General features: G+C 58.2%; 28 protein-coding genes. 2 read left to right on the forward strand and 26 right to left on the reverse strand.

Translation table 11 applies throughout. From position 1 onward, the window contains the following. Nucleotides 1-3: 3 nt before the first annotated feature. The 19 genes from AC2FLE_RS06045 to AC2FLE_RS06135 all read right to left on the reverse strand — a co-directional run bounded on the left by AC2FLE_RS06045 (nt 4) and on the right by AC2FLE_RS06135 (nt 15,356). On the reverse strand, nt 4-3,966 hold the full coding sequence (locus AC2FLE_RS06045) for a baseplate multidomain protein megatron (protein WP_496695800.1): 3,963 nt from the start codon (nt 3,964-3,966) through the stop codon (nt 4-6). After that, a complete protein-coding gene (locus AC2FLE_RS06050) occupies nt 3,967-4,413 on the reverse strand; it encodes an NlpC/P60 family protein (RefSeq protein WP_496695802.1) in 447 nt (148 codons plus the stop codon). After that, nucleotides 4,410-5,297 (reverse strand): phage/gene transfer agent baseplate hub protein, encoded by an 888-nt coding sequence (locus AC2FLE_RS06055; protein ID WP_496695803.1) that lies wholly within the window; start codon nt 5,295-5,297, stop codon nt 4,410-4,412. Before AC2FLE_RS06055 ends, AC2FLE_RS06050 begins: the two co-directional genes overlap by 4 nt. Further along, complete coding sequence (locus tag AC2FLE_RS06060) at nt 5,297-5,929, reverse strand: phage distal tail protein, Rcc01695 family (RefSeq protein WP_496695805.1); 633 nt, start codon at nt 5,927-5,929, stop codon at nt 5,297-5,299. Before AC2FLE_RS06060 ends, AC2FLE_RS06055 begins: the two co-directional genes overlap by 1 nt. Before the next feature lie 15 nt (nt 5,930-5,944). Continuing rightward, on the reverse strand, nt 5,945-6,607 hold the full coding sequence (locus tag AC2FLE_RS06065; protein ID WP_496695807.1) for an RcGTA-type gene transfer agent tail tape measure protein: 663 nt from the start codon (nt 6,605-6,607) through the stop codon (nt 5,945-5,947). Next, nucleotides 6,594-6,803 (reverse strand): rcc01693 family protein, encoded by a 210-nt coding sequence (locus AC2FLE_RS06070; protein ID WP_496695809.1) that lies wholly within the window; start codon nt 6,801-6,803, stop codon nt 6,594-6,596. Before AC2FLE_RS06070 ends, AC2FLE_RS06065 begins: the two co-directional genes overlap by 14 nt. After that, nucleotides 6,800-7,120, reverse strand: coding sequence for a gene transfer agent family protein (locus AC2FLE_RS06075; RefSeq protein WP_496695811.1), 321 nt, complete (start codon nt 7,118-7,120; stop codon nt 6,800-6,802). Before AC2FLE_RS06075 ends, AC2FLE_RS06070 begins: the two co-directional genes overlap by 4 nt. Before the next feature lie 2 nt (nt 7,121-7,122). Further along, entirely contained in the window at nt 7,123-7,536 is a 414-nt protein-coding gene (locus AC2FLE_RS06080; protein WP_142633188.1) for a phage major tail protein, TP901-1 family, read from the reverse strand. 20 nt (nt 7,537-7,556) lie between these two features. Further along, complete coding sequence (locus AC2FLE_RS06085; RefSeq protein WP_496695813.1) at nt 7,557-7,970, reverse strand: DUF3168 domain-containing protein; 414 nt, start codon at nt 7,968-7,970, stop codon at nt 7,557-7,559. Further along, a complete protein-coding gene (locus AC2FLE_RS06090; RefSeq protein WP_496695814.1) occupies nt 7,967-8,305 on the reverse strand; it encodes a phage head closure protein in 339 nt (112 codons plus the stop codon). Before AC2FLE_RS06090 ends, AC2FLE_RS06085 begins: the two co-directional genes overlap by 4 nt. Continuing rightward, nucleotides 8,302-8,901, reverse strand: a complete 600-nt coding sequence (locus tag AC2FLE_RS06095; protein WP_496695816.1) for a head-tail connector protein — start codon at nt 8,899-8,901, stop codon at nt 8,302-8,304. The genes AC2FLE_RS06090 and AC2FLE_RS06095 overlap by 4 nt, the downstream gene beginning before the upstream one ends. Before the next feature lie 173 nt (nt 8,902-9,074). After that, on the reverse strand, nt 9,075-10,253 hold the full coding sequence (locus AC2FLE_RS06100) for a phage major capsid protein (RefSeq protein WP_281971923.1): 1,179 nt from the start codon (nt 10,251-10,253) through the stop codon (nt 9,075-9,077). A gap of 35 nt (nt 10,254-10,288) precedes the next feature. Further along, nucleotides 10,289-10,834 carry an HK97 family phage prohead protease gene (locus tag AC2FLE_RS06105; RefSeq protein ID WP_496695818.1) on the reverse strand — a complete coding sequence of 182 codons (546 nt, stop codon included), beginning with the start codon at nt 10,832-10,834 and terminating at the stop codon, nt 10,289-10,291. A 26-nt stretch (nt 10,835-10,860) separates the two neighbouring features. Continuing rightward, on the reverse strand, nt 10,861-11,079 hold the full coding sequence (locus AC2FLE_RS06110) for a GTA head formation protein, RCAP_rcc01685 family (RefSeq protein WP_496695820.1): 219 nt from the start codon (nt 11,077-11,079) through the stop codon (nt 10,861-10,863). Further along, on the reverse strand, nt 11,072-12,235 hold the full coding sequence (locus tag AC2FLE_RS06115) for a phage portal protein (RefSeq protein WP_496695822.1): 1,164 nt from the start codon (nt 12,233-12,235) through the stop codon (nt 11,072-11,074). The genes AC2FLE_RS06110 and AC2FLE_RS06115 overlap by 8 nt, the downstream gene beginning before the upstream one ends. A gap of 197 nt (nt 12,236-12,432) precedes the next feature. After that, nucleotides 12,433-13,044, reverse strand: a complete 612-nt coding sequence (locus tag AC2FLE_RS06120) for a hypothetical protein (protein WP_496695824.1) — start codon at nt 13,042-13,044, stop codon at nt 12,433-12,435. A gap of 104 nt (nt 13,045-13,148) precedes the next feature. Beyond that, complete coding sequence (locus AC2FLE_RS06125) at nt 13,149-14,519, reverse strand: DNA-packaging protein (RefSeq protein ID WP_496695826.1); 1,371 nt, start codon at nt 14,517-14,519, stop codon at nt 13,149-13,151. Next, nucleotides 14,428-14,772: a hypothetical protein gene (locus tag AC2FLE_RS06130; protein WP_496695827.1), complete on the reverse strand. Its 345-nt coding sequence runs from the start codon at nt 14,770-14,772 to the stop codon at nt 14,428-14,430. The genes AC2FLE_RS06125 and AC2FLE_RS06130 overlap by 92 nt, the downstream gene beginning before the upstream one ends. Before the next feature lie 206 nt (nt 14,773-14,978). Further along, the gene (locus tag AC2FLE_RS06135) at nt 14,979-15,356 is read right to left on the reverse strand and encodes a VOC family protein (RefSeq protein ID WP_142633166.1); all 378 of its coding nucleotides are present in this window, start codon (nt 15,354-15,356) and stop codon (nt 14,979-14,981) included. A gap of 40 nt (nt 15,357-15,396) precedes the next feature. Between AC2FLE_RS06135 and AC2FLE_RS06140 the strand changes: the two genes are divergently transcribed. Together AC2FLE_RS06140 and AC2FLE_RS06145 are read left to right on the forward strand one after the other, a co-directional pair. Beyond that, the gene (locus AC2FLE_RS06140) at nt 15,397-15,933 is read left to right on the forward strand and encodes a winged helix-turn-helix transcriptional regulator (RefSeq protein WP_142633164.1); all 537 of its coding nucleotides are present in this window, start codon (nt 15,397-15,399) and stop codon (nt 15,931-15,933) included. 317 nt (nt 15,934-16,250) lie between these two features. Further along, nucleotides 16,251-17,513: a DEAD/DEAH box helicase gene (locus AC2FLE_RS06145; protein WP_142633162.1), complete on the forward strand. Its 1,263-nt coding sequence runs from the start codon at nt 16,251-16,253 to the stop codon at nt 17,511-17,513. A 33-nt stretch (nt 17,514-17,546) separates the two neighbouring features. Here AC2FLE_RS06145 and mltG read toward each other — a convergent pair whose 3' ends face one another. The 7 genes from mltG to fabD all read right to left on the reverse strand — a co-directional run bounded on the left by mltG (nt 17,547) and on the right by fabD (nt 23,866). Then, a complete protein-coding gene (mltG, locus tag AC2FLE_RS06150; protein ID WP_496691052.1) occupies nt 17,547-18,707 on the reverse strand; it encodes an endolytic transglycosylase MltG in 1,161 nt (386 codons plus the stop codon). Next, nucleotides 18,708-19,973 (reverse strand): beta-ketoacyl-ACP synthase II, encoded by a 1,266-nt coding sequence (fabF, locus tag AC2FLE_RS06155; protein WP_496695829.1) that lies wholly within the window; start codon nt 19,971-19,973, stop codon nt 18,708-18,710. 204 nt (nt 19,974-20,177) lie between these two features. After that, nucleotides 20,178-20,921 carry a 1-(5-phosphoribosyl)-5-[(5-phosphoribosylamino)methylideneamino]imidazole-4-carboxamide isomerase gene (locus tag AC2FLE_RS06160; protein WP_496695830.1) on the reverse strand — a complete coding sequence of 248 codons (744 nt, stop codon included), beginning with the start codon at nt 20,919-20,921 and terminating at the stop codon, nt 20,178-20,180. A gap of 120 nt (nt 20,922-21,041) precedes the next feature. Beyond that, the gene (locus tag AC2FLE_RS06165; protein ID WP_496695832.1) at nt 21,042-21,581 is read right to left on the reverse strand and encodes a GNAT family N-acetyltransferase; all 540 of its coding nucleotides are present in this window, start codon (nt 21,579-21,581) and stop codon (nt 21,042-21,044) included. Between the two features lie 138 nt (nt 21,582-21,719). Further along, nucleotides 21,720-21,953, reverse strand: a complete 234-nt coding sequence (locus tag AC2FLE_RS06170) for an acyl carrier protein (RefSeq protein WP_005982462.1) — start codon at nt 21,951-21,953, stop codon at nt 21,720-21,722. Nucleotides 21,954-22,162: 209 nt separating this feature from the next. Then, nucleotides 22,163-22,900: a 3-oxoacyl-[acyl-carrier-protein] reductase gene (fabG, locus tag AC2FLE_RS06175; RefSeq protein WP_142633152.1), complete on the reverse strand. Its 738-nt coding sequence runs from the start codon at nt 22,898-22,900 to the stop codon at nt 22,163-22,165. A 27-nt stretch (nt 22,901-22,927) separates the two neighbouring features. Then, nucleotides 22,928-23,866 carry an ACP S-malonyltransferase gene (gene fabD / locus AC2FLE_RS06180; protein WP_271947631.1) on the reverse strand — a complete coding sequence of 313 codons (939 nt, stop codon included), beginning with the start codon at nt 23,864-23,866 and terminating at the stop codon, nt 22,928-22,930. Nucleotides 23,867-23,879 lie beyond the last annotated feature (13 nt).

Raw genomic sequence — 23,879 nt, forward strand, 5'->3', positions numbered from 1 at the left:
CGCCTATCCGACCTGCAGCCTGACAGGCAATCCGGGTCCGTAAGCCGCAGATATCTGCGAAACCGACACCTCATAAGACCCTGTAACAGTATCCGTGGCCTTCATGGATGACGTATAGTGCCAATCCGGCTGGGCAACGACCTCTTCGCGGATCAGGCTACCATTCTGCCGGACCTGAACAAGGTAGGCTTCGGTTTCTTCATTCAACGGCACATCCAGCCCGGACCAGTCATCGCCATCCAGACGTGTCCGCCGCACCCATGAGAACACGTCCCTCGAGCTGGATTGCTGCACGCGAAGATGAGAGGGGGCATAGGGCCGCAAACCATTGCCTTCAAAGGCCTCGACCAGATGCTCGTAAGAGGGATCTTCGTACCCTCTGGTTGCAGGGCCAATGCGATAATGTTTGGTCAGGCCACGTTCTGACCGCAACAACCCTGTCTGGAAGACACGTTCGTCCAACAACACGAACATTGATCCTTCGGGCCAGAGATCGGGCATAATCGCATCTGTCCCCAGCTGACCGCGCAACCGCCTGGACACGGAGTAGGCACCTGTCGATTGCAAAGCCGCATCCGCGAATTGGAACACCTCCCAGTTGTCCGGCGTTCCGTCGCCAATCGCCGCAAGATTTGCCCCGCTTAACAAGGCAGAACGTGGACGAGATTCCAACAGGCCATCTACCAGATTGACCTGCAAGGCATCGCCCTCGTCCCAAAGTCCGGCACTGGCCCTTCGCATCGGGCTTTCGGTGAAACCTATGACGGCCTGCCCTGTAATCACCTGTTGCAGCACATAATCTTCGTCTCCGGGTGCGGCATAGACTGCAACGCTTCCGGGCCAGGGGTCCGCTGCAACAGCAAGATAGGGCGCATGCGGCACTTCGGAACCGGTGATCAGAGGCAGGTCCAAGAACACGGGCAGCACCGGCACCGGAGCGATGAATGGCTTCGCTGTAACTTCATCAGCGGGGGCATCTGGCGGTGTGTAAACGCCGGGCTCGATCCTGACAGCCTCGGCCAGTTGCATTTCGGCCTGTTCAAGCCTGTCAATGCGATAGCGCGCGTCCTGCCCACCACTGACCAGCCGCACAACATCCCCTGCCCCGACATTCAAAAGCGAAGGCGGTAATGCAAACCTAGCCGTTTCACGCGAGACACGCGCCTCACTCAGCCAGCGTTCCACCGTTTGACGCCCCTCGGCCCGCGTCATGGACAACGGCATCTCATTTACCGATACCGAATGGGTTTCATCATCAGGCAACACAGCCTCTTCCGAGGCTATTTCATGGTTGGCATCAGACTGGACAAAGCGCAGCCTGACACGGCCAGACATTTCCGCCTCAGCCTCGCGACGATATTCCACGTGTCCGTCAATGTCCGAAGTGATGGCCAACTGCTCTTCATTCAGGGTCAGGGCACGTGCGCCATCCCGCATCTGAAAGATCAGCTTTCCTTCGCGTTCAAGCGCATCGAAACCATACCGCAGCATGAGCGGTTGCAATGCCGAACGGGCATCCGAAACCTGTTCAACCGCATAGCCCTGAACGGAACCGTAAAGGCCCGAGACATCAATCTCGGTAACACCGGCAGCATGGCAAAGCTCGGTTACAACAGAGGCCAGCGTTCGTGAGCCGGAACGCCCATTAAGCCAATGGCCGCGGGCATAGTTGGCCCCGTCGCTCCACTGGCTGCGCAGGTTTGGAAAGGTCGGATAGGGCCGCGCATCCCACGCCCAGACATAGGCATTGGACACGTCCACCATCGGGCCGCCATAGCTGGATGAAACTGGATTGATATCTGCGTCCGACCAATAGCCAAGGACCGCCCTGAGGTATTGCGTCTGCAGAAAGTCGTCCCGAAGCCCGTTTGAATATTTCGGCAACCCGGATTCTGAAGATTTTGGGTCTAGAAACTTGTTGGGCTGGTTGGTGCCTTTGTCTACTGCCGCACAACCGAGCTCAGTGAACCAGATGGGCTTGGACTCTGGCAACCAGTCAGTCGGGTTGTCGCTACGCACACCATTGATTCGCTCGTGATGCGGTTGTGACCACCAGTTGCGAACGTCCTTATAACGCCAGATCCACGGCTCGTTATGTGAACCATCTTCGATCGGCGTACGGATTTGTGCCGCCTCTTCCTCAGGCGAGGCATAATACCAGTCATAGCCCTCGCCACCTTCGATGTTCCCACGCAGATAGGAAAGATCGTAGATGGATTTTGCGCCGGCATCCGCATCCACGTGATCTTCACCGTCCCGCCAGTCGGACAGAGGCATGTAATTGTCGATACCGACGAAATCTATGTTGTCATCCGCCCAAAGCGGATCGAGGTGGAAGTAGCGATCCCCACTGCCATCATTTGGCTGGTAGCCGAAATACTCGCTCCAGTCCGCCGCGTAACCGATCTTTGTGTCTGGCCCCAGAATACTACGCACTTGCCCTGCCAAAACGCGCAGCTGCTCAACGGCCGGAAATCCGTTTAGGCCACGAATCTGGGTAAGACCACGCATTTCCGAACTGATACAGAAGGAGTCCACCCCACCTGCCGCCTTACACAAGGCAGCGTAGTGAAGAATAAATCGGCACAACCCCCATTCCTGCGGGCCAGAGTAGGAAACCGTGCCGTTTCCGATAACAAAATCAACCGCTCGCGCCTGACCAAAGAAATCGGACACCTGAACATTGGCCTCAGCCATCTGGTCCGGAGACCCGTCCCGCCCAGGTGCAACGCTCAGGGTGATGCGACCGCGCCAGGGAAGGTGCGGCTGATCGCTGGCGTCTGACCACGGGTCGGGCAATCCGTTTCCACCGATCTGATCCATCAGGATAAACGGGTAGAACATGACCCGCTTCCCCTCTTGCTTAAGGTGTTGGATCGCTTGAATGACCGACGCGTCCGCTGGTGTCGCGCCATAGACGGGCTCGTTATTTTCCTGACGAACGATCTGGGCGGTTGCCCTTGTCAGCCCCGCGACACCCCAGGGCATATTTTTGCCTTCGATACCATTTTGCAGAACCTTTGGTTGTATCTTGCATTGACCGCATCGCAGATCACTTCCGAACCAGGACACAACCAAAGAGGCGGCTTCACAGCCCGGAAGTTCACTTTTCAAGGCTTGTGTGGACGTCACGAGATCAGGCAAACCAGAGGTAGAATTCACATTGGCCGCCCAACTGCGGCCGCGGCCTTTTGTGTAATTCACCTGCTGGGACGCCAATGCATATTCACCGGTCCCAGGCATTAGCGCCACGCCTCGTACCATACGTGACAGGGAATTTTCGGTATCAGGCAAACTAGGCTGCTCTTGCCGCACGACCTCGAACGAGAACTGCGGGACGCGGTTTCCAAAAGCGCCCAGCTTCAAATTCTCGATCACAATATAGGCGGTGCCACGATAGGCCGGGACATTTCCAGTACCTTCGATTGCTTCGATCAACGGATCGGGCAGTTGATCGTCGGTGCCAGGATAGACGCGCATATTCAAATTGCTGCGCTCAATCTCTTCGCCATCCGCCCAGACACGCGGCACGTCAGATATTTGCCCCGCGCCCAACGCGACCGCTAATGAAACTGAATAGCTGTAGCTGTTGGTGGTCGTTGTAACCTCGGGCTGCTTGGGGGATCCCTTGCCACCCCCAACCGATTGCGTGGTAGAGCTGGTGCTGCGGGTTTCCAGAAAATCCGAAGCCCAGATAACCTGCCCCCCGACACGCATCCGACCAAAGATGTTGGCGACAGCGGCGCCCTCGCCCGTCTGAGTAAGGCGAAAACGGTCCAATCGGCCCGTTTCTACAACTTCGCTGCCGCTGCCCATGACCGACTGGCTCATCAAACGCTGGTCGATGACACGCCCAAGAGTGGCACCAATGGCTCGGCCGATAACTGCCGTAGACAGCCCTGCAACCGTGCCGCCAATGGCTCCGCCAACTGCGGCACCCGCCGCAGACAGTAATATCGTCGCCATCTAGATATCCTCCGTGGGGAACTCAAAACAAGAAACAACCCGCCGTCGCCACGGGTCGCTCAGGGCGCTTTCAACAACGCCATGTCCGGAATAAGCGTGAATGAACCGAGGGATGTCTCGACAGGTGCTGACAATCCCCAAATGCTTGGCAACGCCACTTTCCCGCATTCGAAACAGCAACACGTCTCCGACCGAAAACCATGCCGGATCTTTCTCGACAAGATGGCGGCGTGCTGCGGCCCACATACGCTCTTCGCCCTGCGGTTCAGACCAATCCATGCTATAGATCGGGACGGCCTCGGGTTCGTGCCCAAGCACCGAACGCCATACGCCACGTAGCAACCCCAGACAGTCCGTACCGGCGCCTTTGACCGACGCCTGATGGACATACGGGGTGCCCAGCCAGCTTCTGGCCTCATCAACAATGCTTTGCTTTGTCGGGATCATCGTCTGCTGCCCCCCCTGTTTGCCCCGTTTTTCTTGGGAACCGCCATCACCCAATCTTCGGAAGGCAGGTCAGGAAAGCCCTGAAAATTCGTGATATTATTGAACTTCAAGCGGCAGGTCGTCATGCGCTTGTCGCAACCTGCGGTCAGCCTCACCCTGTCGCCTTCGGCCAATCCTCCGCTGATTGCAGACCACAGAACGACCGATCGACCTGTGTCGGTCTTTTGGTCCTTCTTGACCGCCCCCCACAGCCCAGCCGCACGGCCTGTCACCACATCAAGCCGTCCACGTTCAAACCATGCCTCCAGGTGAGATTCGGCCCCTCGCAGCTGCAAAATACTGCCCCCCGTCAAAACGACGATCTCGGCTTCGTCAGAATATCCCGGGGCATCGGTGTTGAACCCGCACGCCTTGTCGCCCAGCACGGCTGTGCAGGGCTTTTGGTAGATCCGGCCCAAAGGTCGGTTCAACTTATCTGTAAGACCCCGCAGTTCGGCGTGAAAAGCCCCACCTGCCCGTCGCAATTCACCAATTGATCCGCGGAACTGCAACATTCGCTGCGATGGATCGGCCCAGTTCACAAGCCATGCCCGCACCTCGGCCCCGTCGAAACGACCGGATTCGATATCCTCTTCGGTTACCGCGACATCCGATAACGCCCCCATTGCTTCCGAGTTATCAATGGACAGCCCCGTTGCCTGCTCGATCGCGGCCGCCGTCAGACCCGAACTTGCATTGAAGTCCAGGCCTTCAAAGCTCAGCTTCAGGTCATGGTCGGTAAAGCCAAACTGAACACCGTCTGTGCGCGTAATCGCCCAACACCGACAGGTCGTTGTCAGACCACTCTGCAGATGGGCCTGCAGTGCCTGTTTGTCACCCGCCATCAGACACGCACCTCGACCACTGGCACGTTCGGAACGTCCCCTGCCTGAAAACTCGCGACACTTGTCTGGATCTTGTCGGTGTCAAACCTCACTGGCACATCGAATTCAAAGCCGGCGGTGATATCAACCCGTTCAGGCGGAGGCGAATAGAACGTGACCAACCCTGAGTTCAGATCCACCTCGAAGTCGACACCTTCACGCATCTCGTCCTGCTCGACGCCCACGCGGACGGTTCCCAATACGGGTTTAACGACCGGCCTTACATAACTGAATCCACCCGAGGAATAGGTCTTTACCAGCTGGAATTTTGTCGCTACGCCATCACCTTGCGCAATGATCTGGTCGCCTAGGGCAACTTCGCCCGTAGCCGCACCAGATTTGAAATCGGACCAGTCTTTCCAGCGAAATCCAAACATCTGTCCCTGCCTCGCCTCGAAGAACGAGATCAACGTTTCGATGTCATCCAGGGACCGCATCCCCAAACCGGCATCATAGCGCCGCCGCGAATTCGCCCAAGGGGTATTGCGTTCTTCGAACCCGTTTGCCAGCGTCACAATATCCGTGCGCCTCTCGGGCCCACCGACCGAACCAAAACTCAGGCTGGCCGGAAATCTCACTTCGTGGAAATTCATGGTCTGCTCCCTGATCTACCTATTGCGATTGCCACGGCCCAGCGCGCGGCTCATCTGGGCCGCGATCTGGCTTTGGCTTCGACGAAAACCCTGCACGTCCGGGGTCGTGATGTTCATCACCACGTTCACCGCAGAGCCGCCGCCAGACATGCGCACGCCTAATTTCCCATCGGTACCGCGGGCCAGCGGCATGATGGCCTCGGGGCCAGCCTCGCCCATCAGCCCGGTGCCGCCACGCATTGGAAACGTGGTTGGACCGCTGATCACTCCACCGTTGGCAAAGGGCATCACCCGTCCTTGGCTGAAGCTGCCGCCGTCAGAAAAAGGAAGAATGCCCTTCACAAAACCTCCGATCCCATTGGCTAGAAGGCCGCCGAAATGATCCGTGACCGGTTTGATCGCAGCAGAATAAGCGGTGCGGATCATCGAGTTCTTCAACACGTCCAGCGCATCGGACAGGTTCATTCCGTCCATCACGACGCCATCGAACGCCCGTCGCAGGCCACCGGACATGCCACGCTCCAGCGTTGCAACATCCTTGCCCGTTTCCTCAAAGGCTGCTTTGATGCGCTTCATCTGCCCATCAAATGCCGCAGCCATCGATGCCGCATCACCCAACGAGTCGCCAAGCGCCTCGCCCCGCTCCTGCAGGTCTTCCAACCCGTTACGATCCGTCATCTCGCTCTCCTTTTGTCTTGTCCGGATAGGCCGCCAGCAACGCATCCAGACCCATCCTGTTCATCGAAGGCATGCCCGCGCCATGCCCCAGCATCAGCCGCAACTCGGCCGGGGTAAGGCTCCAGAATTGATCCGGTGTCAGGCGCAGGCTGAGGTATCCGGCCCGCATCAATGCGGGCCAGTCGAACCCGCTCATGCCTGCCCCGGCACCATGAAGGCCCTTGCCAACAGCTCGGCCGCTGCACGTGCGCCGTGCATTGGCCCGCCCTCAATCTCGGCACTCAGCAGATCGGTGCGGGTGACATTGGCCCCGCCCCCCCGCAGCCCGGCGACGATAAGCGCCAGAACATCACCGCTTGAATAGGCGCCGCCTTCGAACCTTTGCACCAGTTCAACCAGTGTCCCTGTGCCCAATTCCCGTTCCAGTTCCGCCAAAGCGCCCAAGGTCAGCTTCAGAACCCGTTGCTCTCCATCGATGGTCAGTGCCACCTCTCCCGTCCACGGATTGGCCATCGTTACAGCGCCGTAAAGGTCAGAGCACCGGCGCTTGCCATGCTCATTTCATAGGTCGCTTCGCCATTGTGAGAGCCCGCATATTCGATGCCGGTCACCTGGAACGCACCCTCAACAATCCCGAAATCCGGGATGATGATCTGGAAACCCGGTGTCTCACCGTCAAAGAACAGCTGTCGCGCGCGCTCATCCGTTCCCGCGTCCTTGAATACGCCCGAGCCCGAAATCGAGGCCGACTTGACCCCCGCGCCCGACAAAAGCTCGCGCCAACCACCCTGGCTTTCCAGGCTGGTCACATCGACACTTTCCGCGTTGAAACTGACCCGCGTGGCACGCAGCCCCGCAATGGTCTCGAACAGGCCTGAGCCGTTCATATCCACTTTGACCAACAGGTCTTTTCCGTTCTGGGCAGCCATTTGCTCTCTCCGTTGATTACTTATTCGTCTTCCACGCGGGCGCGGAATTTCAGGTCGATCTGGCGGATCGCGCCGCCCGTTCCAGTCCGACGGGCCGAGGCACGTTCGAACCACAGCCCGACCAATCGGCCTCGATCCAGGGTCAGCCCCCCACTGTCCAGGGCGCCACAAACCGCCCCCGCCAGCGTTTTTGCTGCACCGAACCCGGCAGCTTCGGACACGACGGACACCGTGAAACGATGGACGGCACCGGTCCCCGATCGGTCCGAGGCATCGCGCACCTCTTCCGGGCCCAGCGTCACATAGGTTTGCGGAACTGAACCCGCTGGAACGGCGTCATAGATCGCTCCACCTGAAAGAGTGCTGATCTGTGTGTCTTCCGACAATTTCTGGTAGATCGCCGCCTGCAACGCGGCTGAAACGCCATAGCTCATACCGCCACCTCCTCATCCGCAAAGCAGATCAAGTACTGGCCGCGCAGGTCCCACTCGGCGACGGCGCGGATAACGAAACGGCGTGTGCCTTCCGCAAACCGCTGATCCGGCGAGGGGCGCATGGTCGATCCTTCGGGCGCGCCACGAACCACAATCCGGTAGCCGACACGCGAAACCGGCAACCCTGCAACATTTCGCTCTGACCCGCTGCGCGCAGTGACTTCGGCCCAAACCGAGCCCAAGGCGACCCATGTTTCCAGATACCCACCGGCGCCATCAGCGGTGCGCACGGAGGATTCAAGCAACAGTTTTCTATTCAGCCGGGGCGCCTTCATTGGGCCACCCCTGCACCAAAACGAACCACACGATAGCGTTGGATCAGGCTGGTCACGCCAAAGGGCATACAGCCGGCACCCAACGTAGTCTCATCCCGGTATTCATAGTAATGCGCGGCCAACAGCAGAACTGCCTGCCCAAGATCTGCCGGCAAGTTTGACCATTCCCCGGCAATACCGGCGATAAACGCGATCTTCACGGATCCACCGGTCGAAATAGCGGGCAAGACAGCCCCGGCAGCGCGTATCCGCGGGCGCTGGCTATCGCGATCCAATCTGTATCTGTCAGACGAAACGGCGGTTTCAGTACCCGCTGCATCCATCAAACTGACCGTATTGATGGTCGAGACCGGCGCCACAGGCAGCACTTCTCCCGCAGGGTCACGCCAACTTGTAAGGCTCCAGGAAAACTCACGTGTTATAAGTACCTTCCCGGTACGCGCCTCAATCGCAGCAATCGCCGCCCTTAAGAAGCCCTTGAGCACCTCATCCTGCACGCTGGCACCAGTAAAGCCTGTTCCCAGCCTCAAATGCGCCTTGAACTGATCCACCGGCAGCGCCGCATCCGCGATGGCGGTTTCTTCGATCAACATCATCCATTCACTCCGCAATCTCGGACCCCTCCGGGGCCGTAACTTCAGGAATTGACGGGCACGCGCCGCCCCACGTTGCTCGGACGGAGGGGAGCAGCTAGACAACGCAGGGGATCTCACCCCGACCCGCGCCCGCCGCCCCGAGGGGCAAAGGCCCCCCAGGAATTCAGCCCGCTTTAGGCGGTGCCGAATTTCACCAGCTTGATCGCAGCAAAGTCGCTGACATCGCCGCCGACGCGCTTGGTCGCATAGAACAGGACATGCGGTTTGGCGCTGAAGGGATCGCGCAATACGCGCAGGTCCGGGCGCTCGGCGATGGTATAGCCCGCCTGGAAGTCACCGAAGGCAATCGAGAAACTGTCGGTTCCCGCATCCGGCATGTCTTCGGCGATCAGCACCGGATAGCCCATCAGACGTGCCGGCTCACCTGCCGCCAGACCGTCCGACCACAAGAAGCGGCCATCGCTGTCTTTCAGCTTGCGGATCAGACCAGCAGTTTTCGAGTTCATCACGAAGGTCCCGTTGACCCGGTACTGCGCACCCAGAGCATAAACCACGTCCACAATGGCATCCGCCTCGACACCGCCATCGATGCCGGTGGGGACATAACCAATGTTCCCCCAATCCCAAACATCGTTGTCGACCTTGGCGTGGTTCAGAATACCCTTGGGTTTGTCCGCACCGTCGCCGTTGATAAAGGCCGAGGCCTCGGCGCGTGCAAACTTGTCCGCGATACGACCGGCCAGCCAACCCTCGACATCGAACGCGCTGTCATCCAGCAGTCGCTGCGAGGCTTTGGGCAGTGCGCTCAGCTCGTGCAGCGGGATCGAGATCCGGTCAATCGACGGGGTGCTGGTTTCGCTCGCCGCAGCATTTTCATCTGCCCAGCCCGCACCGACATCCGTGTGGTCGATCAAAACATCGAACGAGTTCGCCTCGACATTTACGATCGAAGCAATCGAGCGGATAGAGGCCGTAGATTTCAGCACCGATTTGATGATCTCGGCGGTTTGCGGGTCAATCAGGTACCCACCGTCACTGTTCACAGCGCTCGAGAGGGATTTCACCTCCATCTCAAGCCCACGCAGGCCGTCATCCTCACCCGAACGCACATAGGCATCAAAGGCCTTCTGATGCGGTGCGCCGTCCTCGATTGAGGCCGCAAGATGCGGACGTGCCGCGATGGTTGATTTACGATCCAGCATGGTCAGTCGCTCTTCTGTCTGTTGCAATTTGGTCTTAACTTCAGCCTTGAGGCCCTTGAATTCGTTCACGAAGCCAGTCATCGCCTGCTTCACCTCCTGAACCAGGGGCACACCCTCTCCGGTCAAGGCCGGGGTTTCGGTCTTGCTCATCAGCACTTCCTTTTTGGGGGTGAGGTTTCGGCGCGCTAGGTTCGCGCCAGCTCCTGCCGGGCGTGATCAAACACCTCGGCAATACTGCGCCAGGTGTTCTCGGCCTCGGGGTCCACTCCCTTTGCCGCCACCCGCGCACTGGGCAACATCGGGAAGGTCACCAAAGACACTTCCCACAGCTCCAGTTCGGTCAGGACCCGCTGGCCCTTGTCATTCTTCACGGCGCGCTTGGTACGATAGCCAATCGACAGGCCATCCATTGCGCCCGCCCGGATCAACTCGGCCGCCTCGCGACCTTTCTGAGTGCTTTCCACCAGACGTCCCTTGACCCATAAGCCCCGGTCATCCTCGTGCACCTCATTCCAGACACCAATGGGCTGCGCCGGGTCATGCTGCCAGAGCATCTTGACCCGTTGACCCGCTTTGGCCAGCCCCTCAAGCGAACCGCGATACGCACCTTTCTGCACTACGTCACTGCCCTGATCTATCTGTCCAAACAGGCTGGCATAACCTTCGATCACCGCGTCCTCGGTCACCGAAAGACCCTCTCCGAACCGTGCGAACTTATGCTCCAATTCCATAAACTTCTCCATGTAACTTACTGAATTCATGGCGTTACTGAAAGGAATGACTGAAACGCCTGCGCCAGGATCACCGCTGCCACGCCATACACCGTCAACCACAACCGCCTCTCCAGCCGCTCCATCATCTCTTCGATCTGATCCAGCCGCTGGCACAAATGCGCATGCTGGATCTCGGCCACCCGCTCATGCGCGGCCAGACGCAGGCCCGGCGCGCATTCGAACGGAGGATATGCGTCACCCATCCGCACGCTCCGGCAGCCCCAGCAAGGCGCGCTTTTCGGCATCGCTCAGGAATTCGGCCCCATTGACCCGCGCCCATTGCGCGTCCCGTTCCGCCGACAGCGCGGGCACCTGATCCAGATCGGGCTTCAGCACCAATTCTTCACCGGAAAAACCCGCCAGCCACTCCGACACCGCCGCCGCCACCCGCGTCACCAGAGGCAGCACTGTCAGGCGATAGAACGCCCGGTTGGCCTCCTGATAGTTCGAATAGGTCGCGTCGCCTTGTATCCCCAGCAGCATCGGCGGGACCCCAAAGGCCAGCGCGATCTCGCGGGCGGCGGCTTCTTTAGTCTTCTGAAACTCCATGTCAGAGGGCGAGAAACCCATCGGCTTCCAATCCAGCCCCCCCTCCAGAACCATCGGACGACCCGCATTGCGCGCACCGCGATAGTTCTGCTCAATCTCATCCGAAAGACGCCTGAACTGATCTTCAGCCATGACCCCATGGCCATCACCGCCCTTCCAGACAAGCGCCCCCGAAGGCCGCGCCGCATTATCGAGCAGCGATTTCGACCACCGAGACGCGCTGTTATGCACATCAATCGCCATCGCCGCCGCCTGCATCGGCGAGAACCCATAATGATCGTCTTGCGGGTGGAACGACTTGATATGGCAGATATTTTCCGCCGCGAACCGGTGCTTCTTACCGCCCACAGCGTAATCATACGCCTTGGGCCACCCATCCGCCCCCGGCACCACGCTCATCCGGTCCGAGCGCAACACATGCAGCTCAACCGGCAGCCCTTCTTCGGCCTGAACCGCCTCAACATAAGCATTGCCCGACAGCAGCAACTGCCCGAACAAGGTCTCCATCAACTCCGCCCGCCCCTGCGCCGCATTCGGGCGACGCATAAGGCTCAGGATCGGATGGGTATCAAACCGCTGCGCCTGATCCTGCAGCACCAAAGGCAACGCCGCCGCCGCCTCGGCAATCAACTTGACCGAGCGGAACCCGACCGGGTTCCCCGAAAACCCCGTTCGCGTCAGTGACACCGCATCCCGAGGGCTCCACGCCACGCGCCCGCCCGTCTGCCACGCCACCACAGGCCCCGCCGCGCTCGCCTTCGCCTCAGGCGCTGCCTCAGCCGATCCACGACGCAAGAAATCGAATACCATCTGTGCTCCTTTCTGCCGCCGCTCTGCCCGGCTTGTTGAAAGGAGTTATGACAGAAAGAAGTTTAAGCCTTGGGAATGGGGCGTACGGAGGGTGGGCAACGGGATAGCTGTAGCTGCATTGAGATGGGGCTATGCAGCCGAAACGAGGTCAAATCTAATGCTCATGACACTCCTGTGGTATCCGCTACATCACGCCGTCAAGATCGGATCATTGTGAGTAGTTCCTCAGCCTCCGGAACATAGTCCAACAGTATAGGGTAGTATGTCCTGCCAAAGAGTATCGGATGGCCGGGATGGGACAGCCCAAGCCCGAATGGTTGCACCTGCTGTTCGGAAAGAAGAATGCCAACTTCAAGTGATGGATAAGGGCGACTATCGACTATTGAATACGGAAACGTCGCTGAAAGTTCACACGAAAAGACATAGAGCCGGACACCTAGCCTCCAGTTTCTACCTCGCCGGCAAACAATTACCCGCCTGTTCGTAACAAAATAGGCCAAATTATACAGGACGTAGTGCCGCTGACTCGCGATGCTAAACGAAAAGGCAACGAAAGCGAACGTTACTGCTCCGTATATCCAATACGCCTCAAAACGGCCAAACTCGGCATCGGCATTGATGAATGGAATAGTAGCCCACATGACGACCGAAGCGACCAACAGGAAAACATGAATCTTCCGCTCCTCACCTACCGCCTGAAAGAACTTGCGTCCGTATCCGGGTTCACCCGACCAGAGCAACTTTTCGCCGGGGGCGAGAATATCTTTTAAATCAAATCTGTTGGTACTGGTTACTGTGACTTTTTGCATAGCTTAGCCTTTAAACTGTCAAATCTGCAGAAACCAGCCGCAAACAGTTGATAGCAAAGCTTGGTTAAAGCTCTGTTGTCGTCATTCCTTCCTGATCGCTAAGCTCACAAACTCCTCACTCTCGGCCGTCGAAACGCCCTCGCAGGCCCGACAACCAACTCATGTAACGCCCAGACCAGCGCGTCGACCCGGTCAGGCGAACCCTGCCCCTCGAACCCGCGCGCAGTCATCTGGCACATCTGCTCCTCCAGAGCATCCAGCCCCGAGACATGCGCCACCCGCCCCTGCTCGTACAGGGCCGACACAGGCTCCGCCCGCGCGACCTTGCCGCGTGACGCCCGCACCGCCCGATAAGGCACCAAAGGGTCCACCTGCCGCACGACCTCTTCCACCAGTTGCCCACCCTGATTGACCTCGGCAACCAACCGCTCGGCCCCAAAATCATCCATCGCGTCAATCGCCGCCTGCGCCCAGCCCGCCGGGCCAACGCCTTGCACCGTCCGGTCGGCCAGCACATAGGCGCGCCACTCCTCAGGCGGCCCCTGCAACCGCGCGCCCACGACCACGATCCCGCAAGCATCCGCAGCCGCCCCCGCCGTCACCGCAGGGTCCAGCGCCACCACGATGCGGTCCAGCTCGGCCACCTGTGCACAGCGCGCCGCCTCCAGCATCGATCCGGTCCACAGCGCCCCTTCGGCGTCGGACAGCAGCACCCCGTCCAACTCCTGCCGCCCCAACCGCGTGCCCGCGTACCGCGCGCGCACCTCTTCCAAAAACGAGCCCGCCAGATTGGCCCGGTTCGCCTCGGTAGGCGCATGAGTCTGCACCGTGGACGGCGACGCCAGCAGATCCTTCAAAACCTTCACATTGCGCGGCGTGGTCGTCACACAGACCCGGGGCTGATCCCCCAACCGCAAAGCAAACTGCAGCATATCCCATGTCTCCCCAGCCTTTTTCCACTTGGCCAACTCGTCCACCCAGGCTGCATCGAATTGCGGCCCCCGCAATCCCTCGGGGTCATGCGCTGAAAACGCCTGCGCCTCGGCCCCGTTGGGCCAGATCAGTTTGCGCTCCGACGCCTTCCAGACCGGCCGGCGATCCGGTGGTGAGCATTGCAATATCCCACTATCGCCAAAGATCATCACGTCGCGCACCTGATCAAACGTCTCGCCAAGCAGAGCCACCCGGCGCGCCTTACCCGTGTCCAACGGCAAAGACCCCTCAACCATCGACCGAACCCACTCGGCCCCGGCCCGCGTCTTACCAGCGCCACGCCCCCCAATGATCACCCATGACCGCCAATCGCCCTCGGGCGGCAACTGATGCGGCAGAGCCCAGAACTCAAACAGGAAAGGGAGGGCGCACAGCCCCCCCTCCCCGATCTCACTCAGAAATCTGTCCTGCACCGCAACAGGCGCGGCGGCGAGCCAGCCTGCACCCGATCTCAGATCGTGCCCGATCAAGGTCGAGCGCATAGCCCCCTTGGGCAATTCCGGCTTGTCTGTGATGTTGTTCGACAAAGCTTGTCTCCACTTTTTGGCAACTTCGGATCAGCCCCTCAAGCTGTCCCAGTTGCTTGCCCGTACCAGCAAGATCTGCATCCTCCCCGGCACCGATCTGCCTGCGCAGTTCTTCCGCTGCTTTGCGCAGACCGCGAATGGATGTCTCAAGTGACTGCAACAAGTCAGCCGTTTGGGAAATCCGCTCTTCCGGGGTAATCAATGTCATGTTTGCGTATTGACCTCATGCGTGAGTTTTCTCCGCACGAGAGAAACGAAAAACGGCCGCCGGGTGTTACCCCGGGGCCGTTGCCCACTTCTTCTAGCATGACACAGTTCGTACCAAATTAAGTCCGAAAAGTCAATGATTTGCGCAACACCCACGCAACAGGGAACGTGCGGTGCAGGTTAATATTTTCTTCCCTGCCGGAGTCTTTAGCTGCTGCCAGTCAAATCCTGCGCCAGCATCAGCGCATTCATATCCGGATCATAAAACGTGGCCGTGCTGACCATCCCTTCGATCGTTTCCGTCGCACCGTCGAATGCCACCCCTGCATCCTCTAACGCACTGCGCGCGGTAGTGATATCGGCGACCTCAAACACTGGAACACAATTGCCCGGTGAAGGCTCGGCCTGCTCTCCTAAACCCAATGTGACGCCATCCACATTGGTGCGCATCTCACTCCAACCCGCCTCATCTATGTGATGGGAAAGTTCAAACCCCAATTTGTCGCTGAACCATTCGGCGCTTGCATGGCGGTCCCGAACCGAAATCGCAAGGGTGATCGTGTTTTTCAAAGAAACAAGGGGCATCAATCTTTCCTTTTGAGCTAAATTATATTAACTATACTTTATGGACATTAATTTGCTTGTCAAGCTGACCTCCCGAGCTTGGTCGCTGAATATTCTGGCACTCATGCATTCCGGCACTCCTGGCAGGCAGGCCGCTCTGCTTGCTGCCACCAGCGCAGGAAGAACTGCCTTCGCGGCAAGCCTGGACCATCTCATACGCCTTGACCTGATCGAAAGGAATCCGGGCCACGGGCACCCATTGCGCCCTGAATTCCGATTAACCCTGCCGGGGATCGAAGCCGCCAGTATGGCCAGCGCAATCGTAAACGCCGTTCCGGATGACACCAAGTTCAAGCTCGTCCGTAAATCCTGGACCGTCCCGATCCTGGCACTCACCGGCACTCCGCACCGCTTTTCCGCCATCAAATCGGATTTAGTATCGATCACGGATCGGGCGCTGTCGTCGTCCCTTCAACAGCTAGAGGCGCTCGACTGGATCCGCCGGGACATTGAAACTGCCGCGCGGATGCCCTTCCCTACATATCGAGCTGTAAGAACAGGTTTTGCGATCAACCAGGCGGTCAATCTCACTGCTTAAAGGTTGCAGACAGCCCACAACGATCCTTTTCGCCGGATGTGATCTATAACGCACAGCTTGACATTCCGCCCCGCAACCTGCATGAGCGCCTTAACAAAGCGCTGACGCGTGAGCATTGGCAGGTCCGACCTGCTCCACAGCGCTCGATTCACCCCATAGTTCCCCTTCACGCAGGGTTCTGAATGCAACGGCCGGATGCCGCAGGAAACGCCTGTGCATCCAGAGTCTTAGCGTAACCCTGTTGGCATCGCATATTGCGCTGCTGATTTATGTCGTCCGTGGTGATGCATTCACCAGGGGCAAAAAAGGAATGATATTTGTTCGACTTTGATATGCTGGGCCTGGCCCCGGCCCTGAACGACGCTTTGAAACGCGCCAATTTTTCACAACCCACTCCGATTCAGAACCAGGCAATCCCCATGGCATTGCAGGGGCACGATATTCTGGGCCTTGCCCAGACCGGCACCGGCAAGACGCTGGCTTTTGGCCTACCTCTGATCGACCACCTGCTGGCTCAGACCGGCAAGCCTGCGCCGAAAACCGCCAAGGCTCTGATCCTTGCCCCGACCCGTGAACTGGTCAACCAAATCGCAGATAGCCTGCGCAATTTGACCACGAATACGAAGCTGCGTGTGGCGACAGTTGTTGGCGGTCAGTCCATCAGTAGGCAGATTTCGTTTCTGGCACGCGGCACAGACATTCTGGTTGCCACCCCTGGTCGTTTGATCGACCTGATGGAACGCAGAGCGGTCGACCTCGGCTCGGTACGTCATCTGGTACTGGACGAAGCCGATCAGATGCTGGACATGGGCTTTATTCATGCTCTGCGCCGGATTGCACCGCAGTTGGGCACGCCCCGCCAAACGATGCTGTTCTCTGCCACTATGCCCAAGCAGATGGAAGAACTCAGCCAGGCCTACCTGACAAACCCGCAACGCATTCAAGTGTCCCCTCCGGGTAAAGCCGCCGACAAGATCACCCAATCGGTTCATTTCCTGAGCCGCGCGGAAAAACCGAGCAAACTGCGGGAGATTTTATCTGCGGATAAAGAAGCTCTGACGCTGGTGTTTTCGCGCACAAAACATGGCGCCGAGAAGCTGATGAAGGGCCTCGTAGCCGACGGCTTCAACGCCGCCTCGATCCATGGCAACAAAAGTCAGGGACAGCGTGACCGGGCGATCAAAGCTTTCCGCGCAGGCGAGATAAATGTCTTGGTGGCAACAGACGTGGCCGCTCGCGGCATCGACATCCCGGGCGTTGCCTATGTCATCAACTACGACCTACCCGAAGTGCCGGATAACTACGTCCACCGCATTGGCCGAACCGCCCGTGCCGGTCGCGAAGGCGAAGCGATCGCTTTCTGTGCACCGGATGAACTGGATCAACTGAAGCAGATTCAGAAACTGATGAAAATTGAGGTTCCGGTCGCCAGCGGCACAATGCCCGAGTTCGCCGAACCCGCAAAATCGCGGAAAGGCGGAGGGTTCCGTCGCCGTGGTCCAAAGCCGCAAGCAGCTAACAAGTCGGGCAATCCCGGAGGCCCAAAACGTCGGCGACCGCGTCGATCCTCCGCCGCCTAAATCTAAAAGGCGCCGCTATTCGCGGCGCCTTTTTTAGTTTCCGGTGCTTTGGCGCTCGGCCTCAATCTCACGCCATTTGGCGACGTTTCGATTATGCTCATCCAGTGTCTCGGCAAAAGCATGTCCGCCGGTGCCATCTGCAACAAAGAAAACAAAATCAGTCGCTTCGGGCGAAACTGCGGCTTCAAGACTTGCAAGACCAGGATTTGCGATAGGTGTTGGCGGGAGCCCATCAATCACATAAGTGTTCCAAGGCGTTGCACGGCGCAGTTCGCTGCGGCGCAGGCCTCGTCCCAACGCGCCCTGCCCCTTGGTGACACCATAGATTACAGTCGGGTCCGTCTGCAGCTTCATGCCTCGCTCAAGCCGGTTTACAAATACGCTGGCAACCTGTCCACGCTCATGCGGAACACCAGTTTCCTTTTCGATGATTGACGCCAAAATCAGCATCTCTTCGGGGGTATTGATTGGCAAATCATCCTGCCGCCCTTCCCAGGCGGCGTTAATGCGCAGTTGCTGCTTATCCTGCATCGACTGCAGGATTGCCGCCCGATCGGCACCTCGCACAATGTCATAGCTGTCCGGTGCCAGCGCCCCTTCGGCCGGTATTTCAGGGATATCTCCCGTCAACGCGTCGATCTGCTTAAGACCCTCGACCACCTGCCAGGATGTAACACCTTCAGCAATCGAGACCCGGTACCGTGTGTCTGAGTCTTCGCGCTTTTGGGTATAAGCCGCGGGTATTTCTTCTTCCGCTACATCGAACGATGCGATTTCATCGAAGTCCAATGTTGCGGGGTTCAATTCGCGTACACGGGTTTGTATGCGGGTTACACCGATCCGGTACTCAATCTCGGATCCGCAGGTACTGGCCCCGCTCCGCGTAATCTCATCAATGATCTGCTCCATCGAAGCACCCTCGCGGACCAGAAAGCTGCCTGCCTTCAGCTGAGGTGCCTTGTCGGTATAATCCGCCGCCATACGGAATATCGTAGCGCTGCTGATCGCGCCCTGATCCTCCAGCTGTCGGCTGACCTGCGTCATGTTCGAGCCACGTTCGACCTGCAAACACATCGCAGCTTCCAGAGGGCCCGCATTCTTGTATCGCGCCTGCCCCCACAAAATCAGTCCACCGGCAAGAAACAGGCCGACCACCAGGATGGTCAGCATGTTGGAGGCCAAAGCGCGCCACATTTAGCTGGCCTTTCCGAAGATCACACTTGCATTGGTGCCGCCAAATCCAAACGAGTTTGACAACGCCACATCAATCTTGCGCTCACGCTTAGCATTCGGAGCCAGATCAATCTGGGTCTCGACCGCTGGGTTGTCCAAATTGATCGTCGGTGGCGCAACCTGATCGCGGATTGCGAGGATCGAGAAAATGGCTTCGATCGCGCCTGCAGCGCCCAACAGATGGCCCGTGGCCGATTTGGTCGAACTCATCGTTACATTCGCCGAATGCTCGCCCAGGAGACGCTCGACCGCACCCAATTCAATGGTATCGGCCATGGTCGATGTGCCATGCGCGTTAATATAGTCTAGGTCCTTCGGCTCCAGCCCCGCGCTGCGTAGCGCTGCGTTCATAGAACGCTCTGCGCCATCGCCGTCCTCACTGGGTGCGGTGATATGATAGGCATCACCGGACATGCCATAGCCCAGAACTTCGGCATAGATTTTCGCGCCACGCGCTTTTGCGTGCTCGTACTCTTCCAGAACAACGATGCCCGAACCTTCACCCATGACAAAACCGTCTCGGTCGACGTCATAGGGGCGGCTGGCTGCTTTGGGGTTATCCGCGTATTTGGTCGACAGCGCCTTGCAAGCGTTGAATCCAGCGATACCGATTTCGCAAATGCACCCTTCGCCACCACCGGCAACCATTACGTCAGCGTCACCGGCACGGATAATGCGGCTTGCGTCACCAATAGCGTGAGCACCGGTCGAACATGCAGTCACAACCGAATGGTTCGGGCCTTTGAATCCATGGCGGATCGACACCTGACCCGAGGCCAGGTTAATCAGCGCGCCTGGAATAAAGAATGGCGACACCCGTCGAGGGCCCTTGTCGCGGATCAGGTTAGCCGTTGCTGCAATGGAGCCCAGCCCACCGATACCTGAACCGATAAGAACGCCGGTGCGCAAGCGCGCCTCTTCATCCTCGGGCAGCCAGTCGGAATCCTTGCAGGCCATTTCAGCAGCTGCAATCGAGTACAGAATGAAGTCTTCGATCTTGCGCTGCTCTTTCGGCGGCATCCAGTCGTCAGGATTGAATGTCCCGTCGGTGCCGTCGCCTCGCGGAACTTCGCAGGCATACGTTGTGGTGACCCCACTTGCCTCAGCATCAAATTGCGTGATCGGGCCTGCACCGGATTCCCCATCCAGCAACCGCGACCATGTTTCCTCGACCCCGCTGGCCAATGGAGTGACCAACCCAAGACCGGTTACAACGACTCTGCGCATAAAATGCCTCTTGCCTGCTTCCTGTTTGAGAAACGCTCATACCCCGGGCCGGGGTGCGGGGGCAAGAGCAAGGCGCAATCATCACACAAGCAGATTGAGCGGAACACCTACAGTATACACTCTTGCAATGCGGCTCCTGGCCAGATGAAAGCCCGCCCTTTCACTGGACGTGAAAGGGCGGAACCTGTTGTTTTGGAAGAAATCTTACTGAAACGCCGCAACCGGTTCGTGCGCTGTGCTGGCAACATTCAGCGCATCTGAAAGCTCGAGCGTCTTTCTGAACAGCGCGCGGCCAACCAAGGCGCCCGAAATATTCGGGATATAAGCCAACCGCGAGATATCATCTGTCGTGCGGACCACACCGCTTGCGATGATCGGTGTGCGAGATGTCTCTGCCAGCCCCGAGATCAGGCCCAGCTGTGCCTCAACGTCTTCCATGTCGCTATCGATATCAGTGACCAGAATTGCCGCAAACGGCGTCTCTGAAAACGCTTCGATAAAGGCCTCTGGTGTAAACGCACTTTGACTACGCCAACCGTCGGTCATCACTAAGCCTTGCCAAACGTCTACGGCCAGAACGATTTGGTCCGGATAGAGTTTGGCCAATTCTTTCACCAGATTTGGATCCCACGCAGCCAAAGTGCCGATAACAATCCGGCCTGCGCCCTTGTCAATCCAGTGCTCGACTTGCTCGCGCGTTCTCATACCACCTGCCAACTGCACAGGGATTTCGGCAGAACGGATGATCTCTTCAACCATCTCCGAATTGGTATCGCGCCCTTCAATCGCGTCAAAATCGGTCAAGTGCATCCACTCGGCTCCAGCATCGGCCCAACTGCGTGCCGTTTCTGCGGGATTCACGTGCCAAATCATGGCCTCATCCAGACGACCCTTGTCCAGTGTGACACAGCGGCCGTTCTGCAGTTCCATCGTAGGGTAAATCCTCATGAGCTTGCTCCTCCGCTCAATCGCAACGTCAATAGAGGATACCATACCCTCAACTCTATCGGCGAGAATTTCCAGTTTCGGCAAACCAAAGGCAATTTGCGGCACGATCAAGGAGAAAGGTTAAGCCAGTTTGGGCGGCCCGTTTCTTTTCAGCAGGTTCACCTGACTTCCCATATAGTCGCGCTCGGCCATGAGCTCATAACCCAGCTTTGCCGCCAGATTCTGCGACGCGTGGTTTTCAGCATCAATCAGGGAAACCAGTGGTCCAGGCATTATTCTGTCAAACCAATCATGTGCGGCCTGTGCCGCTTCAAAACCAAATCCCTGCCCCTGGGCTTCTGGTGCCAATAGCCATCCGGCCTCGGGAAAGCTGTCGAAGTCGTCGCCTAACCCTCGGTTACGATAGAAAAAGCCAGCTTGACCTATCATCTGACGATTCGACTGTCGAAAGACGGCCCATTGGCCAAAACCGGCCATCTGCCAGTGGCCGGCATTCCTCAGAAAGGATTCCCACGCTTCGCCCCGCGATAGCGGTTCCCGGCCAAGATGGCGCACAACACAAGGGTTCCGCCAAATCTCAGCGTAACGACTAAAGTCGTCGGGACGCATAGCGCAAAGCATCAGACGTGCCGTATTTATCATCGGGGTGGATCGTAGCATGCCCTGCCCGCTCAGAATTTCCTGCCTCGCGTAAATGGTTGCGGGTCAATAGCTATCTGGCAAGCGCGAATTCCGGCTGGGCAAAAAAAACGGCGCCTCCGTTGCCCGGAAGCGCCGTTTTAGCGGATAAAGAAGGTCTTAAGACGCTTCAGAGATGAATTTGACGGCGTCGCCAAAAGTTTGGATGGTTTCGGCTGCGTCATCAGGAATCTCGATGCCGAACTCTTCTTCGAAGGCCATAACCAGCTCAACAGTGTCCAGGCTGTCTGCACCCAGATCGTCGATGAAGGACGCGTTTTCGGTCACTTTATCTTCTTCAACACCCAAGTGCTCAACAACGATCTTTTTAACGCGATCTGCGACGTCGCTCATGTCTATTCCTCATTTCATTTCAGGGCATAGTGCCCGGTTCTGCCCTTGCCCGCTCAGGCTGGCCTTGATGTGCCCGTTCTGGGCGGTTTAGGTCCCCGATTACCGGGTAAGTAGAAGGTTGACCATCCGGCCAGCCCCTGCATATGTGCGCCGCCTATAACACAGACAACGCCCGAGGCAAACGCTTTCGCGCCCACCTCGATCCGCGCTCACAACATGGCCATACCGCCGTTCACATGCAAGGTGGTTCCGGTAACATATCCGGCTTCGGCACTTGCAAGATACAGCACAGCCGCAGCAATTTCCGAGGGGTCACCCATACGACCGGCAGGAACCTGCGTCAAAATCCCAGATTTCTGATCCTCGGTCAGTTTGTCGGTCATCGCAGTCGTAATGAAACCGGGTGCCACCGCATTGGCGGTGATTCCACGGCTGGCAACCTCATAGGCCAACGATTTGGTCATGCCCACCATGCCTGCTTTGGATGCAGCATAGTTGGCCTGTCCCGGGTTCCCTGTCGCACCCACCACCGATGAGATATTAATGATCCGGCCCCAGCGCGCTTTCATCATGCCCCTCAAAACGCCTTTGCACAGACGGGCAGTAGATGTCAGGTTGACGTCGATCACGCTCTGCCATTCTTCATCGGACATGCGCATGAACAGATTGTCTCGCGTGATCCCGGCATTATTCACCAGAATATCAACCGATCCCATTGCCTCAGCAGCCTGCTTCGGAAGGGCTGTCACCGCCTCGGCATCACTCAGGTTGCAGGGCAGAACATGGGCGCGTTCACCCAATTCGTCGGCCAGAGCCTGTAGCGGCTCAACTCGCGTTCCAGACAAAGCCACAGTTGCACCGGCCGCATGCAAACTTCGCGCAATTTCGCCACCGATCCCGCCCGATGCACCGGTGATCAGTGCATTCTTACCTGTCAAATCAAACATTCGGTTTTCCTCTTGATGCTCGGTGTCTTACGATTCGGCCTGAGTCACATTCTGCACGTCATCAGGCGTACCGACAGCTTTACCAACGATCGCACGGTCAATTTTGCGAATCATACCGGACAGAGCCTTGCCCGCCCCGATTTCCCAAGTTTCACTCACGCCTTGCGCAACCATGTACAGTACGCTTTCGCGCCAGCGAACCGAACCTGTGACCTGCTCGATCAGCAACCCACGGATCAGATCGGGATCTGTGACAGCCTCGGCCCGCACATTGGCAACCAATGGCACGGCAGGAGCTTTGATTTCGACATTCGCCAGGGCTTCGGCCATGACATCAGCGGCAGGTTGCATCAATGCACAGTGGAAAGGTGCGCTGACGGGCAACATGACCGCGCGCTTGGCTCCTTTTTCTTTGGCGATTTCTGCGGCGCGTTCCACAGCAGCCTTTGCGCCTGATACCACGACTTGTGTGGGATCATTGTCATTGGCAGCCTGACAAACTTGACCCTGCGCAGCTTGGTCTGCAACAGCGCGCACAGCATCAAGATCCAATCCAAGAATAGCGGCCATTGCGCCCTCTCCAACGGGAACCGCACTCTGCATCGCTTGCCCGCGGGTGCGCAAAAGGCGTGCCGTATCAGCGACCGACAATGCCCCTGCCGCAGCGAGCGCGGAGTACTCCCCCAGCGAATGCCCAGCGACAAAACCAGCATCCGCAATCGAAATCCCATTGGCCTCCAGGGCTCGCATCGCAGCCATCGAGGTCGCCATTAGCGCTGGCTGCGCGTTCTGGGTTAGGGTCAGGTCCGCAATATCACCTTCCCAGATCAGATCGCTCAGCTTTTCCCCAAGCGCCTCGTCCACCTCGTCGAATACAGCCTGTGCAGCCGGATAGGCCTCGGCCAGAGCCTTGCCCATACCGATAGTCTGGGCACCTTGCCCCGGGAAAACAAATGCGCGTGTCATTGCAACCTCTTGG

The sequence above is a fragment of the Ruegeria sp. CDSA077 genome (genome assembly GCF_059612265.1).